Origin of the sequence: Bradyrhizobium sp. F1.4.3 (assembly GCF_040548375.1) — a bacterium.
In the GTDB taxonomy this organism is placed as follows: Bacteria; Pseudomonadota; Alphaproteobacteria; order Rhizobiales; family Xanthobacteraceae; genus Bradyrhizobium.
Window position 1 is genome coordinate 381,796 of sequence record NZ_JBEPRN010000001.1, and the last position, 17,092, is coordinate 398,887.

The 17,092-nt window shown below is 63.7% G+C and carries 14 protein-coding genes; 7 read left to right on the forward strand and 7 right to left on the reverse strand.

Annotated features, from left to right (window positions below; translation table 11 throughout):
- Window positions 1-52 precede the first annotated feature (52 nt).
- Both ABIB73_RS01965 and ABIB73_RS01970 read left to right on the forward strand, forming a co-directional pair.
- Window positions 53-1,906, forward strand: coding sequence for a potassium transporter Kup (locus ABIB73_RS01965; RefSeq protein ID WP_354222529.1), 1,854 nt, complete (start codon window positions 53-55; stop codon window positions 1,904-1,906).
- A gap of 141 nt (window positions 1,907-2,047) precedes the next feature.
- The gene (locus ABIB73_RS01970) at window positions 2,048-3,613 is read left to right on the forward strand and encodes a serine hydrolase (RefSeq protein WP_354220897.1); all 1,566 of its coding nucleotides are present in this window, start codon (window positions 2,048-2,050) and stop codon (window positions 3,611-3,613) included.
- A gap of 22 nt (window positions 3,614-3,635) precedes the next feature.
- Here ABIB73_RS01970 and gyrA read toward each other — a convergent pair whose 3' ends face one another.
- The 3 genes from gyrA to ABIB73_RS01985 form a co-directional block, all read right to left on the reverse strand.
- Complete coding sequence (gene gyrA / locus ABIB73_RS01975; protein WP_354220899.1) at window positions 3,636-6,374, reverse strand: DNA gyrase subunit A; 2,739 nt, start codon at window positions 6,372-6,374, stop codon at window positions 3,636-3,638.
- A 168-nt stretch (window positions 6,375-6,542) separates the two neighbouring features.
- The gene (locus ABIB73_RS01980) at window positions 6,543-6,941 is read right to left on the reverse strand and encodes a DUF2306 domain-containing protein (RefSeq protein ID WP_354220901.1); all 399 of its coding nucleotides are present in this window, start codon (window positions 6,939-6,941) and stop codon (window positions 6,543-6,545) included.
- Window positions 6,942-7,138: 197 nt separating this feature from the next.
- Window positions 7,139-7,636 carry a single-stranded DNA-binding protein gene (locus ABIB73_RS01985; RefSeq protein ID WP_354220903.1) on the reverse strand — a complete coding sequence of 166 codons (498 nt, stop codon included), beginning with the start codon at window positions 7,634-7,636 and terminating at the stop codon, window positions 7,139-7,141.
- 557 nt (window positions 7,637-8,193) lie between these two features.
- Here ABIB73_RS01985 and ABIB73_RS01990 point away from each other — a divergent pair.
- The 3 genes from ABIB73_RS01990 to ABIB73_RS02000 all read left to right on the forward strand — a co-directional run bounded on the left by ABIB73_RS01990 (window position 8,194) and on the right by ABIB73_RS02000 (window position 12,493).
- Window positions 8,194-8,877 carry an outer membrane protein gene (locus ABIB73_RS01990; protein ID WP_354220905.1) on the forward strand — a complete coding sequence of 228 codons (684 nt, stop codon included), beginning with the start codon at window positions 8,194-8,196 and terminating at the stop codon, window positions 8,875-8,877.
- Between the two features lie 264 nt (window positions 8,878-9,141).
- Complete coding sequence (gene uvrA, locus ABIB73_RS01995; RefSeq protein WP_354220907.1) at window positions 9,142-12,120, forward strand: excinuclease ABC subunit UvrA; 2,979 nt, start codon at window positions 9,142-9,144, stop codon at window positions 12,118-12,120.
- A 49-nt stretch (window positions 12,121-12,169) separates the two neighbouring features.
- Complete coding sequence (locus ABIB73_RS02000) at window positions 12,170-12,493, forward strand: hypothetical protein (protein ID WP_354220909.1); 324 nt, start codon at window positions 12,170-12,172, stop codon at window positions 12,491-12,493.
- Here ABIB73_RS02000 and ABIB73_RS02005 read toward each other — a convergent pair.
- Window positions 12,465-12,620: a DUF5615 family PIN-like protein gene (locus tag ABIB73_RS02005; protein WP_354220910.1), complete on the reverse strand. Its 156-nt coding sequence runs from the start codon at window positions 12,618-12,620 to the stop codon at window positions 12,465-12,467. The genes ABIB73_RS02000 and ABIB73_RS02005 overlap by 29 nt on opposite strands.
- A gap of 3 nt (window positions 12,621-12,623) precedes the next feature.
- A complete protein-coding gene (locus ABIB73_RS02010) occupies window positions 12,624-12,845 on the reverse strand; it encodes a DUF433 domain-containing protein (protein ID WP_354220912.1) in 222 nt (73 codons plus the stop codon).
- A 65-nt stretch (window positions 12,846-12,910) separates the two neighbouring features.
- Between ABIB73_RS02010 and ABIB73_RS02015 the strand changes: the two genes are divergently transcribed.
- On the forward strand, window positions 12,911-13,552 hold the full coding sequence (locus ABIB73_RS02015; protein WP_354220914.1) for an HAD family hydrolase: 642 nt from the start codon (window positions 12,911-12,913) through the stop codon (window positions 13,550-13,552).
- Between the two features lie 31 nt (window positions 13,553-13,583).
- Window positions 13,584-14,507: a nucleoside hydrolase gene (locus ABIB73_RS02020; protein WP_354220916.1), complete on the forward strand. Its 924-nt coding sequence runs from the start codon at window positions 13,584-13,586 to the stop codon at window positions 14,505-14,507.
- An 824-nt stretch (window positions 14,508-15,331) separates the two neighbouring features.
- On the opposite strand, the gene ABIB73_RS02025 is transcribed toward ABIB73_RS02020, so the two are convergent.
- Together ABIB73_RS02025 and ABIB73_RS02030 are read right to left on the reverse strand one after the other, a co-directional pair.
- Window positions 15,332-16,129: an AAA family ATPase gene (locus ABIB73_RS02025; RefSeq protein WP_354220918.1), complete on the reverse strand. Its 798-nt coding sequence runs from the start codon at window positions 16,127-16,129 to the stop codon at window positions 15,332-15,334.
- A gap of 96 nt (window positions 16,130-16,225) precedes the next feature.
- Window positions 16,226-17,086, reverse strand: coding sequence for a PCC domain-containing protein (locus tag ABIB73_RS02030; RefSeq protein ID WP_354220920.1), 861 nt, complete (start codon window positions 17,084-17,086; stop codon window positions 16,226-16,228).
- Window positions 17,087-17,092 lie beyond the last annotated feature (6 nt).

Here is a 17,092-nt window from a genome sequence, read left to right on the forward strand (position 1 = left end):
CAGTACGCCCGCAGTCGCTTCCGGCCATCATCCTGATCCGCTGCCGCTTGCAATGACCATGGGCGCCCTCGGGGTGGTCTATGGCGATATCGGCACCAGCCCCCTCTACGCCCTGAAGGAAGCCGCCAAGGCGGCTGCCCAAGGCGCGACAGTGACTCCGCAAGCTGTTCTGGGGGTTGCTTCGCTGATCCTCTGGGCGCTGCTGCTGATCATCTCGCTGAAATATGCGCTGCTGATCCTGCGCGCGGACAATCGCGGCGAAGGCGGTATTGTCGCGCTGCTGGCGGTGCTGCATGCCCGCCACGCCCAGCCCGGCACCTGGCGTGCGCACCTGCTCGTCGTTGGCCTCGTCGGCGCCGCGCTGCTCTATGGCGATGGCGCGATCACGCCGGCGATCTCGGTGCTCAGTGCCATCGAGGGCCTCAAGGTCGACGCACCCTCGCTCGCGCCCGTGGTTGTGCCTGTGACCATCGCCATCCTGGTCGGCCTGTTCATGATACAGAGGCAGGGCACCGGCTTCATCGGCCGCATCTTCGGTCCGGTGATGCTGGCCTGGTTCGTCGTGCTGGCCGCGCTCGGCATCCACGGCATCATCAAGGCGCCGGCGGTGCTCGCCGCACTCAGCCCGCTCTATGCCTTCGACTTCCTGATCCACCAGGACTTCCACGTCTCCTTCGCGATCCTGGGTGCCGCCTTCCTCGCGGTGACCGGGGGCGAGGCCATGTATGCCGACATGGGGCATTTCGGACGCTTCCCGATCCGGCTCGCCTGGTTCGCCATCTGCCTGCCCGCGCTGGTGCTGAACTATTTCGGCCAGGCCGCGCTCTTGATCACCGATCCCGGCATGATCGAGAACCCGTTCTTCCAACTCTGCCCCGACGCCCTGCACTACCCGCTGGTCGCCTTCTCGGCGGTGGCAACCGTGATCGCCTCGCAGGCGATCATCTCCGGCGTGTTCTCGCTGACGCAGCAGTCGATCCAGCTCGGCTTCCTGCCGCGCATGCAGATCCGCCACACCACGAGTGATGCGATCGGCCAGATCTACGTGCCGCTGGTGAACTGGCTGCTCGCCGCCGCAACGCTCGGCGCTGTCTTGAGCTTCGGCACTTCGGATGCGCTCGCCGGCGCCTATGGCATCGCGGTGTCGCTTCTGATGGCCATCACCACGCTGCTCGCAGCCCTGGTCGCGATCCAGTGGGGCTATTCGCCGTGGCTCGTGGTCGCCGTCAACGGCTTCTTCTTCGTGATCGACGTGATCTTCTTCTCGGCCAACTCGATCAAGTTGTTCGAGGGCGGCTGGTTTCCGCTGCTGCTCGCGGCCCTCGTCGCTTTCCTGATGCTGACCTGGCGCGCCGGCGTGAAGCTGGTCGAGGCCGCGCGCGGAAAGCTGCGCCAGCCCGAGGAAGACCTGATCGAGACCGCGGTCAACAAGTGCAGCGCCAGGCTGCCGGGCACCGCGGTGTTCCTGGCATCGGCGCCGAACGGCGTGCCGCTGGCGCTGACCCAGTTCGTCAAGCACAACCACGTCCTGCACGAGCGCATCGTCCTCGTCACCGTCCTGATCGAGGAATTACCGCATATTGCTGACGAGGAACGCGCTGAGGTGATCGAGATCATCACCGGCATCACCCGCGTGGTCCTGCATTACGGCTTCATGCAGAACCCGACGATCTATGACGGGCTGACGCTCGCCTGCCGCCAGGGCAAGCTGCCCGGCATCGACCTCTCCGACATCACCTACTACGTCGGCCGCGAAACCATCATCCCGAGCGAGGATATTCCCGGCATGTGGGTCTGGCGCGAAGGCCTGTTCGCGTTCCTCCAGCGCAACGCCGAGCGCTCGGCCGCGTTCTTCGGCGTGCCGACCAAGCAGGTGGTGGAGTTCGGCACGGAGCTGGAGATTTAGGACGCCTCCTCGTTCAACACCTGCTGAACCGGCACGACCGTGCCGGACGACGGATCGCGAGAGCCGATGAGAGCGCTGCTTCTTCTTGTTTCGACCGCCGTGCTCTATGCAACGCCGGGCTTCGCCATCAGCAACGACGATGTGCGCGCGGCGCTCGAACTGCGTTTCAAGGGAGATCGTACCGGTGCCTGTATCGCAGCCGGAGTGATCGACGCCGGCGCAATTGCGACGGGCTATTATTGCGCGAATGGGAGCTCCCAACGCCCATACGATGACCACACGGCCTTCGAGATCGGCTCGATCACCAAGACGATGACTGCGGCACTGCTCGCCGAACTCATCGCACGCGGTGAAGTCGCACTCGGCGATCCCATCGCCAGGCTGTTACCACCGGGGACGCGTGTGCCCTCATTCAACGGGCACGAAATCACCATCGGGCAAATCGTGACTCACACGTCGGGCCTGCCGGGCGTCCCGGCTGACTATCGCCCGCCCGACATCAACAATCCCTACGTCAGCGTGACCGAACGCGAATTGCTCGATGCTTTGGCCGAGGCCAAGCTGACACGTGAGCCCGGAGCGAAGTGGGAATATTCGAATTTTGCGATGATGGTGTTGTCCTACGCGCTCGCCAAGCGCGCCGGCAGGGATTACGAGACGCTGCTCCGCGAACATTTGCTTGTCCCGCTCGGCATGACCGAAACCTACGTGGCCCACCGCCCTCCACAGGTTCGCGTGGCCGAGGGGCACTTCCCTAACACCGCCCCCGCCGGACCATGGGATTTTCCGCCGGACATGGCCGGTGTCGGCGGCGTGCGCGCGACGTTGCCGGACATGTTGCGGTACCTCGAGGGCCAGCTTGGCACGCGCGAGAGCGCGATCACGCCTGCCCTGGCCCAGACCCAGGAACAGGTCGCAAGTGTCGGCGGACACACCATGGGCATGAACTGGAATCTGTTCACCCGGAACGGACACACGATCGTCGCGCACGAAGGCGGCACCGGCGGTTACTCGTCCTACGCGGGATTCGATCGCACGGCCAAACGCGCTGTCGTCCTGCTCTGCGATACCGCACTGACGTCCATCGGCGGCCTTGGACAGCTCGGAACGCACCTGCTCGATCCGTCGGCGCCGGCTGGCGCGCCGCGTGTGGTCGCGACGGCGGATACCAAATTGATCGACGCCTTGGTCGGAAAGTACCGCCTGCAAGGCGGTCTCGGCATGGAATTGCGCCGCAAGGGAAGCAATTTGACCATCCAGGCGGATGGCCAGCCCGAATTTGAGATGGACTACGACAGCGCGGGCGACTTCTATCCGCTCAAGTTCGATGCCCTGTTGCGGCCCAAGCTCAAGGCGGACGGCACCTATACCTTCACCTGGTTTCAACTTGGTGGCGTTGCAGAGGCCGAGCAAATCGACACCAGGCCGGTCGCAGCCAAATGGACCCCCTCCGAAGACCAGCTCAAGGAATACATCGGCAACTATCCGCTGACGTCCAGTTTTTCGCTTCGCGTCTTTTCCACCGACGCCAAGCTATTCGTGCAGGGTACTAACCAACGAGCGCTCGAATTGGCGTCGGTCCAACGGGATCTCTTCGTCGCCGAATCCGTTGCCGCCGAAATCAACTTCGAGCGCGACGCCAACGACAAAGTTGTCTCGCTGACTTTGAAGCAGCGAGGACAGATCTTGAAAGGCGAGCGTCGCTAGAACGCTGCGACGAAACGAAGCGTCACGCCCCGTTGCCGTTCTCGCCGTTGCCGCTCTCGGCCTCTTCCGTGATGTGCTCGACCGAGACGACGTGCTCGTCCTCGGCGGTGTCGAACACGATCACACCTTGCGTCGAGCGGCCGGCGATGCGGATGCCTTCGACCGGGCAGCGGATCAGCTGGCCCTTGTCGGTGACCAGCATGATTTGATCAGCGTCCTCCACGGGGAAGGACGCTACGAGGTTGCCGTTGCGGTTGTTGACGCTCATGGCGACGATGCCTTTGCCGCCGCGGCCCGTGGTGCGGTACTCGTAGGACGAGGTCCGCTTGCCGAAGCCATTGACGGACACCGTCAGCACGACCTGCTCCTGCGCCGACATTTCAATGTAGCGCTCCTGCGAGAGCTGGAAGCTGCCGGAGGTCTCCTCGGCCTCAGCATCCACCGCCGCCTCCTCAACCGCAGCTTCGCCGGCGACCGCACGGCGCATCTTCAGGTAAGCCGAGCGCTCGTCCGAAGAGGTCTCGACATGGCGCAGAATCGCCAGCGAGATCACCTTGTCGCCCTCGCCAAGCGCAATGCCGCGCACGCCCATCGAGGTGCGCCCGGTGAACACGCGCACGTCAGTGACGGGGAAGCGGATGCACTGGCCTCCGGCACCGGTCAGCAGCACGTCATCGCGCTCTGTGCAGATCTGCACGTCGACGATCGCTTCATTGTCGTCGAGCTTCATGGCGATGATGCCGGAGCGGCGGACGTCAACGAAGTCGGACAGCTTGTTGCGGCGGACATTGCCGCCGGTGGTCGCGAACATCACGTCGAGGTTGGCCCAGGTGGATTCATCCTCGGGCAGCGGCATGATGGTGGTGATGCGCTCGCCCTGCTCCAGCGGCAGGATGTTGATCAGCGCCTTGCCGCGCGCGTTGGGCGCAGCCATCGGCAGCCGCCAGACTTTTTCCTTGTAGACCTGGCCGCGCGACGAGAAGAACAGCACCGGCGTATGCGTGGAGGCTACAAACAGCCGACTGACAAAATCCTCGTCGCGGGTCTGCATGCCGGCGCGGCCCTTGCCGCCGCGGCGCTGGGCCCGATAGGCCGACAGCGGCACGCGCTTGACATAGCCGGCGTGCGAAACAGTGACGACCATTTCCTCGCGCTGGATCAGGTCCTCGTCCTCGACCTCGCCTTCCTGCTCGATGATCACGGTCCGGCGCGGGGTGGCGAACTCGGCCTTCACTTCGGCAAGCTCGGTCTTGACGATGTCGAGCACGCGAGCGCGTGAGCGCAGGATGTCGAGATAATCGGCAATTTCGCCGGCGAGCGTGTCGAGCTCTTCGCGGATCTCGTCACGGCCGAGTGCCGTCAGGCGCTGCAAACGCAGATCGAGAATGGCCCTGGCCTGCTCCATCGACAGCCGGATGGTGCCGTTCTCGCTGATGCGGTGGCGCGGGTCATCGATCAGGGTCAGCATGTCCTCGACGTCCCGGGCCGGCCAGTCGCGCGACATCAGGGTGTCGCGCGCCGTGGTCGGGTCCGGTGAGGTGCGGATGACGCGAATCATTTCGTCGATATTGGCAACGGCGATGGCGAGACCCACCAGGATATGCGCGCGGTCGCGCGCCTTGCCCAGCAGGAACTTGGTTCGCCGCGTGACGACCCGCTCACGGAAGTCGACGAAGATGGCGAGCAGGTCTTTCAGATTCATGATCCGCGGCCGACCACTGTCGAGCGCCACCATGTTGACACCGAAGCTCGTCTGCAGCGGCGTGAATCTGTAGAGCTGGTTCAGCACCACGTCGGGCACGGCGTCGCGCTTCAGCTCGATAACGACGCGGAAGCCGTCGCGGTCGGATTCATCGCGCAGATCGGCGATGCCTTCGATCTTCTTCTCCTTGACCAGTTCGGCGATGCGCTCGACCATCGTCGCCTTGTTCACCTGGTACGGAATCTCGGTGACGATGAGCGCCTCGCGCTCCTTGCGGATGGTGTCGATCGTGACCTTGCCGCGCATCACGACCGAGCCACGGCCCAGATGGTAGCCGGCGCGGATACCCGCCCGTCCGAGAATGATGCCGCCGGTCGGGAAATCCGGTCCGGGAACGATGTTGATCAGTTCGTCGATGGTGAGCGCGGGATTGTCGATCAGCGCCACGCAGGCATCGATGACCTCGCCGAGATTGTGCGGCGGAATGTTCGTGGCCATGCCGACTGCGATGCCGCCCGCACCGTTGACCAGAAGGTTCGGGAACTTGGCCGGAAGAACCGACGGCTCGGTCTCGTTGTTGTCGTAGTTCGGCTGGAAGTCGACGGTGTCCTTGTCGATGTCGGCCAGCAGGGCCAGCGCCGACTTGGTCAGCCGCGCTTCGGTATAACGATAAGCGGCCGGCGGATCGCCGTCGACCGAGCCGAAATTGCCCTGGCCGTCGATCAGCGGCACGCGCATCGAGAAGTCCTGCGCCATACGGACCATGGCGTCGTAGATCGACTGGTCGCCGTGCGGATGATACTTACCGATGACGTCGCCGACCACGCGGGCGGACTTGACGTACTTCTTGTCGGGCGTGTGCCCCTGCTCGTGCATCGAGTACAGGATGCGGCGGTGCACCGGCTTCAGTCCGTCGCGGGCATCAGGCAACGCACGCGCCACGATCACGCTCATGGCGTAATCGAGGTAGGACTTTTTCATCTCCTCGAAGATCGAGACGGGGCGAATGTCCGAGGGTTGCGCCGGCTGGTCGCCGGGCTTGTTGTCGTCGTCAGCCAAGGGGGAATCCGGTGAGTTTTTATCTGGGAATCATATAGCGCATCGCCCCCCTGATAACCACCCTTGCAAGCTCCAGGGAAGCGCTTTTTCCGACTGTTTTTCCAGAGACTTACGCACTCCGCGCCGCCATCAGAAACGGGCTCCAAATCGGCCGCCGCAAACCGCCCGTCAGGCCCCGAAAATCACCCGGTGCATGATGCGCCCGGGCACCAGCGTGAACAGGCCCGCCACCACCAGCGCACCCGCGAACAGGAGGATCATGATGCGCCGGTGAGCGGCGACGCGATGGGCGTGGGCGCGCCATACCGCCAGCGGAAGCATTACAAGCGTGAAGATCGACAGGAGGTGGATCGGGCTGAACGGCCCCGCCAGGCGGATCTGGTGGATCCAGAACGAGGACGCGGCCACCAACGTCATCAGGGCCACCCAGATCCAGCCGACCGTCCGGTGCGGCAGCGTACCCTTGGGGGCCGCGAACTGGACGAGGCCGAGCAGGAAGGCCGCCATCGCGGCGAAAGCATGCAGCGGGATGGCCGGAGCAGCCTCAAGCAACGGCGCAAGGCTCATGCGGGGCTTCCTCCAAATCGACCGGCAACCCATGTAAACAGGATTAACATAAAGTTAATACCATTCACATGACAGCCCGTCAAAACCTGAAGGCAGCACAAGACGTAAGCCGGGAAAAACCGAGCTTTACCCGCAAATTGGTAAGAAATCCTGCCGCATCACGCGAGCAAGGCGACGGTCAGGACGAGGCGCCCACCTCAGAACGGGATGTCGTCGTCCATGTCGCTGTTGCGGCCACCACCACCACCAGCGGCCACCGGCCGGCGCGGCGCGCTGCTGACGGGACCGGACGAGCCGAAATCGCCACCCGGCTCCTCACCAAAGCTGCCGCCTCCCCCGCCGCCACGGCCATCGAGCATCGTGAGGGTCGAGTTGAAGCCCTGAAGCACGACCTCGGTGGAGTACTTCTCCGCACCGCTCTGGTCAGTCCATTTGCGCGTCTGGAGCGCACCTTCGACGTAGATCTTGGCGCCCTTTTTCAGGTACTGTTCGGCAACCTTGCAGAGACCTTCATTGAAGATCACGACACGGTGCCACTCGGTCTTTTCCTTGCGCTCGCCGGTGGCCTTGTCACGCCAGGTCTCCGAGGTGGCAACGCTCAAATTTGCAATCGGCCGCCCATCCTGGGTGCGGCGGATCTCCGGATCCTTGCCGAGATTTCCAACCAGAATGACCTTGTTGACGCTTCCCGCCATCGCCGCTCTCCACTCCAATGCCACTGAATTCATGAGGCCGGGCCGCGCCCCGCGGTCCTCTTCAGCCTGTTGACGCGACCCTATACGCTTGCGCGGACCGATCAGCCCATCAGCCCTCGGGTTATCCCCACATATAGCATCGGCCCAAGCTTTGTTCCAGATTTGTTCCAGCGAGATTTTAATGCCGAATGTGCTCCGGCAACTTCGCCGGCGCACCACCTGGCGTTGCTGCACGCTCCGAGCGGATCAGCCAGGACGTCGATATCCACCTCATCCGCGTGAACTTCGCTGGGGTGGCCCGGTGATCGCGAAGTACCGATATCCCTCTGACATCACTTGAAAATCGAAAGCCGGCTTCGTGTCGGCCCTTTTGCTGCGTGCTCCCCGCGGGAATTAATAGGACAGTGAGTGTTACATTATGCGTCTGTTGTGACTTTTGAGAGACACAACTTGCAGCTTCAGTGGTGTAAGCACGACATCAGTTGGACCAACGCGTCCGATGCCCTTCCGATCGTGGAAGGCCAAGAACAGAAACCGGGACTGGGATTAAGTTGAAAATGAAGAAGGTTTTGTTGGCTTCGGCCTGTTTGTTCGCTCTCGCTGCTCCGGCTTCGGCCGCCGATCTCGCAGCACGCCCCTACACCAAGGCTCCGGTGGCTGTGGCCTCGGTCTACAACTGGACCGGGTTCTACCTCGGTATCGTCGGTGGCGGCGCCTGGGAAGACGCAAACAGCCCCAGGATGCAGGGTGGCTTCGTCGGCGGCACCGCCGGTTACAACTGGCAGACCGGCAACGTCGTGTTCGGCCTCGAGGCCGACGGCGCCTGGGCTGACGTCAGCGCCTCGGCGACGGGTCCTGTCGCTGTCCCCGGCTTCGGTGTTGTGAGCACGACGCTGAGCTCGAAGACCGATGCGATGGGCACCGTGCGCGGCCGCATCGGCTGGGCCGTCAACAACGTCCTGTTCTACGGCACCGGCGGCTACGCCTGGATCGACAACAAGGTCAGCATCAGCGCGCTCGGTGTGACCGCGTCGGACAGCAAGTGGCACTCCGGCTGGACCGTCGGCGCGGGCGTCGAGGCGTTCATTGCTCCGCAGTGGTCGATCAAGGGCGAGTACCTCTATCGCAGCCTCGGCGGCGAAACGTACTTCGGTGCCCTGCCCACCGGCACGCTCAACTTCCACACCGTGCAGGTCGGCGTAAACTATCACTTCGGGGGCCCGATCGTCGCGAAGTACTGAGCTTCGTCTCCAACGCCACAGCGTTACGGAAGGCCGGCCTCGCGCCGGCCTTTTTGTTTGGCGGCACGTTCCGCCCGTTCCTGCTGCCAAATGCCGCCAGCACGCCAACAATCCGTTGACGATTCGCAAGTCGCACTGGAAATCCGTCCCCGTTCTTCCTACGTTCGCCGGCATACCCATCGGCGCCGATCCCGGTTCCGGGCAAAGCGCGCCTTCAACCTTGGCGCGATCGCGCGCCTTTGGGATTCCTTGAGGACCACCAGGATGGATGAAGTGATCAAGGCGAAGCGCCAACAGCAGAACGCGGGAGCATACCTGCGCGCAATTACGATCCGTGGCGCGCGCGAGCACAACCTCAAGAACATCGACGTCGAGATTCCCCGCGACAAGCTCGTGGTGTTCACGGGCCTGTCCGGCTCCGGCAAATCCTCGCTCGCCTTCGACACCATCTATGCCGAAGGCCAGCGCCGTTATGTTGAATCGCTGTCGGCCTATGCCCGCCAGTTCCTGGAGATGATGCAGAAGCCGGACGTCGACCAGATCGACGGCCTGTCGCCGGCGATCTCGATCGAGCAGAAGACGACCTCGAAGAACCCGCGCTCCACTGTCGGCACGGTGACCGAGATCTACGACTACATGCGCCTGTTATGGGCCCGCGTCGGCGTACCCTATTCGCCGGCGACCGGCCTACCGATCGAGAGCCAGACCGTATCGCAGATGGTCGACCGCGTGCTGGCGCTGCCCGAGGGCACCCGCCTCTATCTGCTCGCCCCGGTCGTGCGCGGCCGCAAGGGCGAGTACAGGAAAGAGCTCGCCGAATGGCTCAAGAAGGGCTTTCAGCGCGTCAAGATCGACGGCACCTTCCATGAGCTCGCCGAAGCGCCGACGCTCGACAAGAAATTCCCGCACGACATCGACGTCGTGGTCGACCGTATCGTGGTGCGCGCAGACATCGGCCAGCGTCTCGCCGAAAGCTTTGAGACCGCGCTGAAGCTCGCCGAGGGCCTCGCCGTCGTCGAGTTCGCCGATGCGCCGGCAGCAGCGCCGGCGGAAGAGAAAAAGAAGACCGCAAAGATCCACGACAAGAGCGGGCCCGAACGCATCCTGTTCTCGGAAAAGTTCGCCTGCCCGGTCTCTGGCTTCACCATCCCCGAGATCGAGCCGAGACTCTTTTCTTTCAACAACCCCTATGGCGCGTGTCCTGCCTGCGGCGGCCTCGGCGTCGAGCAGCATGTCGACGAGGACCTCGTCATCCCCGACAAGGAGATGACGTTGCGCAAGGGCGCGATCGCGCCCTGGGCCAAATCGTCATCGCCTTATTACGTGCAGACGCTGACCGCACTCGGCAAGCACTACAAGTTCACGCTCGAGACCAAGTGGAAGGACCTCGCCAAGAAGACGAAAGACGCGATCCTCTACGGCTCCGGCGAGGACGAGATCAAGTTCTCCTATGAGGACGGCGTCCGCTCCTACGACACCAAGAAGCCGTTCGAGGGTGTCATCACCAACATCAACCGGCGTTATCGCGAGACCGAAAGCGAGTGGGCGCGCGAGGAGCTGGCAAAATATTTCCACGATGTGCCCTGCGGTGCCTGCAACGGTTTTCGGCTCAAGCCCGAGGCGCTGTGCGTCAAGATCGGCGGCAAGCATATCGGCGAGATCTCGGAGCTGTCGGTGAAGGGCGCCGGTGCGTGGTTCGAAACCGTGCCGGAGGCACTGAACACCCAGCAGAACGAGATCGCCGGCCGGATCCTCAAGGAGATCCGCGAGCGCCTGACCTTCCTGCTCGATGTCGGCCTCAACTACCTCACCCTCTCCCGTTCGTCCGGCACGCTGTCCGGCGGCGAGAGCCAGCGCATCCGCCTGGCCTCGCAGATCGGCTCCGGCCTGACCGGCGTGCTCTACGTGCTCGACGAGCCCTCGATCGGCCTGCACCAGCGCGACAACGCCCGCCTGCTCGACACGCTCAAGAGACTTCGCGACCTCGGCAACACCGTGATCGTGGTCGAACATGATGAGGATGCGATTCTCCTGGCCGACTATGTCCTTGATATCGGCCCCGGCGCCGGCATGCATGGCGGCAACATCATCGCCGAAGGCACGCCCGCCGAGATCATGCGCAATCCGAAATCGCTCACCGGCAAATATCTCACCGGCGAGCTCGAGGTCGAGGTGCCGGAACGGCGCCCGCCGAACCATCGCCGCACCATCAAGGTGGTGAACGCGCGCGGCAATAACCTCAAGAACGTCACGGCGGAGATTCCGCTCGGCTTGTTCACCTGCGTCACCGGCGTCTCCGGCGGCGGCAAGTCGACGCTGCTGATCGACACGCTCTACCGCGCCATCGCCCGCAAGCTCAACAACGCCAGCGAAGGCGCCGCGCCCCACGACCGTATCGAGGGGCTCGAGCACATCGACAAGATCATCGACATCGACCAGTCGCCGATCGGCCGTACCCCGCGCTCCAACCCTGCGACCTATACCGGCGCCTTCACGCCGATCCGCGAGTGGTTCGCCGGCCTGCCCGAATCCAAGGCGCGCGGCTACGAGCCCGGCCGCTTCTCCTTCAACGTCAAGGGCGGCCGTTGCGAGGCCTGCCAGGGCGACGGCGTCATCAAGATCGAGATGCACTTTTTGCCCGACGTCTACGTCACCTGCGACGTCTGCAAGGGCAAGCGTTACAACCGCGAGACGCTCGAAGTCCTGTTCAAGGGTAAGTCGATTGCGGACGTGCTCGACATGACCGTCGAGGAAGCCGCCGAGTTCTTCAAGGCGGTGCCGCGCGTGCGCGAAACGTTTCAGACCCTGCACCGCGTCGGCCTCGACTACATCCATGTCGGCCAGCAGGCCACCACGCTGTCCGGCGGCGAAGCCCAGCGTGTCAAGCTCGCCAAGGAGCTGTCAAAACGCGCCACTGGCCGCACGCTCTACATCCTCGACGAGCCGACCACCGGCCTGCACTTCCACGACGTCAAGAAGCTGCTGGAAGTGCTGCATGAGCTGGTCGCACAGGGCAATACGGTCGTCGTGATCGAGCACAATCTCGAGGTCATCAAGACCGCCGACTGGGTCATCGACCTCGGCCCCGAAGGCGGCGACGGCGGCGGCGAGATCGTCGCCTGGGGCCCGCCGGAAGACATCGCCAAAGCGCCAAGGAGCTATACGGGGAAGTTCCTGGCGCCGGTGCTGGCGAAGGCGCGGAAGCCAAAGCGGAGGCGCGCGGCGAGCGAGGCGGCGGAGTAATCTCCGTCGGCTTGAGCGACCGAGATCAAGCCACGGTGGAGTGATCTCCATGCCGAGCAGAACCTACACGCTCTTTCGCAACGCCATCCTCGCTGAGCAGCAGGTGACTTGTGTCTACGAGGGTCGCTATCGCGAGCTCTGCCCGCATATCATCGGCACGAACAAACGCGACGAGGAGGCTGTGCTGGCCTGGCAGTTTGCCGGCGAGAGCAGCGGCCTGCTGCCTCAATGGCGATGCCTGAAACTGGCCAATGTCAGCGACGCCCGCGCGCGCAACGGCCGCTGGCACGAGGGTGGCTCCCACCGGACCACTCAGACCTGCGTCGGCAATATCGATCTCGACATCAATGTTCACGTGCGCAAGTTGCGATGAATCGCCGGATGACTTCGACATCACTCAAGCTGGCAGCGAACTCGGCGACGTAAAGGACATCGTGACCGGCGCTCCGCAACTCTCGAACCAGAGAGGCTGTGACGCACTCGTCCGCCAGCCAGCGCACGATTCAGCGATAAATGATGTCTTCATCGGCCAAATAGTCGGCCGCGAAGGCCTGCGCCGCCCGAACGTCGTCTGATGTGAGACGCGGATGCTCCGAAATGATGGCTTCAGTCGTCATCCCGGCGCCAAGTTCGCGCAGCACCAGTTCGACCGGGACACGCGTGCCACGGATAACAGGCTTGCCGTCCATGATCGCCGGGTTGATTTCGATCCGCTCGTGCCGCATGGCTGTCCTCGAACTCCGCCGAACAATAGCATATCAACGCCCGCCTGTCAGTGCCCCCGGCCTCCATGCCCTACACCCTCGCCATCTTCGACCTCGACGGTACGCTCGTCGACAGCTTTCCGTGGTTCCTGCGCACCATCAACGACGTCGCTGACCGCTTCGGCTTTCGTCGCGTCGCGGATGAGGATGTCGAGGGGCTGCGGCATGCCTCGACGCGCGAGATCCTCAGCCGACTCGAGGTGCCCTTGTGGAAGCTGCCGGCGATCGCGCGGCATGCGCGGCGGCTGAAGGGAGAAGCGGCGGCGGAGATTTCGCTGTTTGCGGGTGCCGAGGCGATGCTGCGGACGCTGGCCGAGAACGGCGTCCAGCTCGCGCTGGTGACATCGGACAGCGAGGCCAATGCGCGCGAAAAGCTCGGCGAGGTCGCCACTCTTTTTGGGCATTTCGACTGCGCTGCTTCTCTGTTCGGCAAGCCGGCCAAATTCCGCCGGGTCATCCGCCGCGCCGGCGTGGACCCAAGCCGCGTGATCGCGATCGGCGACGAGGTGCGCGACATCGAAGCCGCGCGCGCTGTCGGCATTGCCTGCGGCGCGGTCAGTTGGGGCTATGCCGCGCCGACGGCGTTGCGGGCGCTTGCGCCCGACCACATGTTCGCGCAGATGGATGAGATTGCGGACGTGGTCTGCCGGATACGGTTGAAGGCCTGATCGCGGCATCCGCACATCCAGGGAGACGGTGATGGCACTCACGGAAACGGCCCGCTTGAAGCTCCTAGAGCCGCCGATCGGCAAGGTACGCGTCGTACTCGACACCGATACCTACAACGAGATCGACGATCAGTTCGCGCTCGTGCAAATGCTGCTGTCGAAGGAGCGCTTCGATGTCGAGGCGATCTACGCCGCGCCGTTCTTCAACACACGCGCCGACAGCCCCGGTCACGGCATGGAGCTGAGCTATCAGGAGATCCTGCGTCTGCTGGAGCGCCTGAACATCGCGCCGGAGGGCCTCGTCCATCGCGGCGTCACCGACTATGTCGGCCCCGGCAAGACGGCGCAGGCGGCGCCCGCCGTCGACGACCTCGTGGCCCGGGCGCGCGCAGGCTCCCCTGACAATCCACTCTATGTCATTGCCATCGGCGCCATCAGCAACGTCGCCTCGGCGCTGCTCAAGGCCCCCGATATCGTCGACTGCGTCGTCGTGGTCTGGCTTGGCGGCCATGCGCTGGAGTGGCCGCATACGATCGAGTTCAACCTCAAGCAGGACGTCGGCGGCGCCCAGGTGCTGTTCGACAGCGGCGTGCCGCTCGTTCTCGTGCCCTGCAAGGGCGTCACCTCGCACCTTCACAGCACGGTGCCGGAGATCGAGCGCTATGTCGAACCCCACGGCAGCATCGGCGCGTTCCTCGCTCAGAGGTTCAAGGAATACGCATCCGATCATTTGGGATGGGCCAAGGAGATCTGGGACATGGCGCCGGTCGGATGGCTGCTCAATCCCGATTGGGCGCCGAGCGTCATCATTCCGGCGCCGATTCTGACCGAGCAGATGACGTGGAGCATCGATCGCCGGCGCCATGCGATCCGCTACGTGACCTATGTGGATCGCAACCCGATCCTGAAGGACTTTTTTCTGAAGCTGAAGGCGTTTGCCGGATCGAGATCGTAGGATGTAACGCCGGCTGCCGCAGCCACCACCCCGTGTGTTGCCTCACGGGCAAAACACGCCACACCGTGGTCAATGCTTCCTGATCAAGATAATTCGCTTTACTAGAATTCGGAAATACATCATGTTTCGGCCATCCCAGTCCGGCCGAGGGGCGGATCGCGATCGTCACGAACGCGGGATGGGACGTGGTGGACGCAGGCGGCGTCGGCGCGAAGGTGATTTGCAGGACGGCTCACGCCGTGAGTGAATACCACGCGCACACGACCGGCGCTGTCAGCGTACGGCAAAATCGTGTGGTCCTGGCGCCCGGAGTCTGTGCGCCAAGTGTTGCGGTGATGCGGCGGCCCGACCGGGTTCGCGACATCAGCCATCCGCAAGGCGACGGGGGCAATAGTGCATCGCTCCCCGGGGAGAGCACGACATAAGCCGTAAAACCACTGCGCAGGGAAGGCCGGGATGTCCAGGCTGCCCTGTATGCCGCTGTGCATCTGTTTCCAGCGCATTTGCGCATAGCGGACCGCGGGTGCCAGCCGGCGCCCGGCCTTCCCTGCGCCCTCGGCATCTTCGAGGGCAATGAATGCCGCAAAGCTCGGGCACGATGTGTCGCGAGAATGCGAAACCGCGCTTGCAATTTGGATTGGAATGCGAAGATGGATTCCGCCCTCATGCCCCCGGACGCGGCGCAACGCCCTTCGGCGGTGCGCTGCAGAGCCGGGGCCGATCTAACGGCAGCTTGCCAGGTCGCCACCTGGGTCCCGGCTCTGCACCGCAACGCTAACGCGTTGCAGCTTGTCCGGGACACGAGTGTGGTGTGCTGTTGCTCTCTACTCTGCCAGCGTCGCCTCCACGAACCCGCGCGGATCGTCACAGAATTCGCGCATCACCCGATAATGATCGGTTTGCTCCACCGTTGTCGGCTCCAGGCCGTATTTCCCGAGCCGAAGCAGTTGCGCATTTGGATAGGCCATCAGCAGAGGCGCATGGGTCGCCATGATGACCTGGCAATTGCCGGAGAGATCCATCCGATGCAGAAGCTTGAGGAAGTCCATCTGCCGCGCCGGCGACAGAGCGGATTCCGGCTCGTCGAAGATGTAGATGCCCTGCTTCTGGCAGCGCTCCTCGAAGAAAACCAGAAAGCCCTCGCCATGAGAGAAGGAGAGATAGTCGGGCGCTTCCTGAACGCTCGCACCGAACACGCCTTCCATGGCTTGCGCAGCGCTCCCGGCCGAGCGGTCAAGATAGCGCGCGACGGAAAAGAATGTCTCTGCCCGGAAGAACCAGCCATCGGTCACCTTCGGCACCCAGGCAGCCTTCAAGGCGGCAGACAGCTCTACGCCGGTGACTTCCATGCCGCCGCCGTCGATCTCCTGAAAGCCTTTGCGACCACCAGTGCTGGCAAAGCCGGCCATCCCCGCAACGCCCTCGAGGATGGTCGATTTCCCGGTCCCGTTCTCGCCGACGATGATGGTCACAGCGGTGTCGAAACTCTGATCGAACTCGTCCCTGAACACGGGAAGACAGAACGGATAGGCCTCCCAGTCGTCGACCCGCGCGCGATCGAGCCAGACGCGCTTCAGATATGGCGCGCGCAAGGTGGTCTGACGGCGTCTTGTCCGGCCCATGCCCCTGTCCTCATCAAAACTCGGCGCAAGGACATATCAGGAACTCATATTCCATGGAAGGGGTATCTGCCCGCAGCCACAAGCTCCGATTGCGTCCTACTCCAGCGCTTCCAGCACCAGCTCCATGGTCATCAGCACGGGATTGTCGCCGCGAACCAGCCGGCCCTCGGCGATGCCGCCCGTATAATCGATCAGCGCGACATCGATTGCGGCTTCCAGTCCGCCCCAACCGGTTGGCACGATCGCTCCCGCCGTCACGGCGAGTTCGGTCGCAAACGGCTCGGTCACGCCGCCATGGGTGAAGCGCGCGCCGATGGTCGAGCCGACGCCACCGTGGAGCTTCCCTCGCTTGATACCGTGCTCGCGACAGAACGCTTCGAGACAGCCTGCGACATCCTGGTTGGGTCGCAGCCGCAGCGCGAAGGCGCGGCTCGGTGTGCGCTCGCCGCTGAGCGCAGCTGCGACCGGCCCGAACAGCTTGAAGTTGGTCTCCGGATCCGGCTCGGCGATGAACGCGGCGCCATCGAGACCAAAGGCCTCAACCACAAACGGTTCGGCGACGATCGTCTCATCCGGCAGCATGTGCCCGCCGCTGGCGCGGCCGCCGGCTTCAGTCCACAGCCCGTGGCAATGAAAGAACGGCGCGCTGTCGCGCAGGCCCAGCGTCATACTGCCGAGCTTCGTGCGCGTCACACCCTTGGGCCGAAAGGTCTCGCTATAGAACGCGGCATTCTCGCCGGTCTTCGACAGCGCCGGCATCACATAGGCGAACGGCCCGAGGGCGCCGCTGCCAAAATTCAGCACGCCGCTGGCAAATCCCTCTGCGGCAAAGCCGCGGCGAGCCGCTTCCAGCAGCGGCAAGCCTGCTTGAAGCGTGAACGAGAAGGCGCGTCCCCTCGCCTCCACCCATTGAATACGCTCAGTGACCGGCGCGCCCGGCTGCTTGATGCTGCGCATGACCTT

Bases quoted from the DNA above. Each gene is read 5' to 3' on its own strand.
- ABIB73_RS01965 (WP_354222529.1), top strand. From the start codon at position 53: ATGACCATGGGCGCCCTCGGGGTGGTCTATGGCGATATCGGCACCAGC.
- ABIB73_RS01980 (WP_354220901.1), bottom strand. From the start codon at position 6,941: ATGAGCCTTGCGCCGTTGCTTGAGGCTGCTCCGGCCATCCCGCTGCAT.
- ABIB73_RS01985 (WP_354220903.1), bottom strand. From the start codon at position 7,636: ATGGCGGGAAGCGTCAACAAGGTCATTCTGGTTGGAAATCTCGGCAAG.
- ABIB73_RS01990 (WP_354220905.1), top strand. From the start codon at position 8,194: ATGAAGAAGGTTTTGTTGGCTTCGGCCTGTTTGTTCGCTCTCGCTGCT.
- uvrA (WP_354220907.1), top strand. From the start codon at position 9,142: ATGGATGAAGTGATCAAGGCGAAGCGCCAACAGCAGAACGCGGGAGCA.
- ABIB73_RS02000 (WP_354220909.1), top strand. From the start codon at position 12,170: ATGCCGAGCAGAACCTACACGCTCTTTCGCAACGCCATCCTCGCTGAG.
- ABIB73_RS02010 (WP_354220912.1), bottom strand. From the start codon at position 12,845: ATGCGGCACGAGCGGATCGAAATCAACCCGGCGATCATGGACGGCAAG.
- ABIB73_RS02015 (WP_354220914.1), top strand. From the start codon at position 12,911: ATGCCCTACACCCTCGCCATCTTCGACCTCGACGGTACGCTCGTCGAC.
- ABIB73_RS02020 (WP_354220916.1), top strand. From the start codon at position 13,584: ATGGCACTCACGGAAACGGCCCGCTTGAAGCTCCTAGAGCCGCCGATC.
- ABIB73_RS02025 (WP_354220918.1), bottom strand. From the start codon at position 16,129: ATGGGCCGGACAAGACGCCGTCAGACCACCTTGCGCGCGCCATATCTG.
- ABIB73_RS02030 (WP_354220920.1), bottom strand. From the start codon at position 17,086: ATGCGCAGCATCAAGCAGCCGGGCGCGCCGGTCACTGAGCGTATTCAA.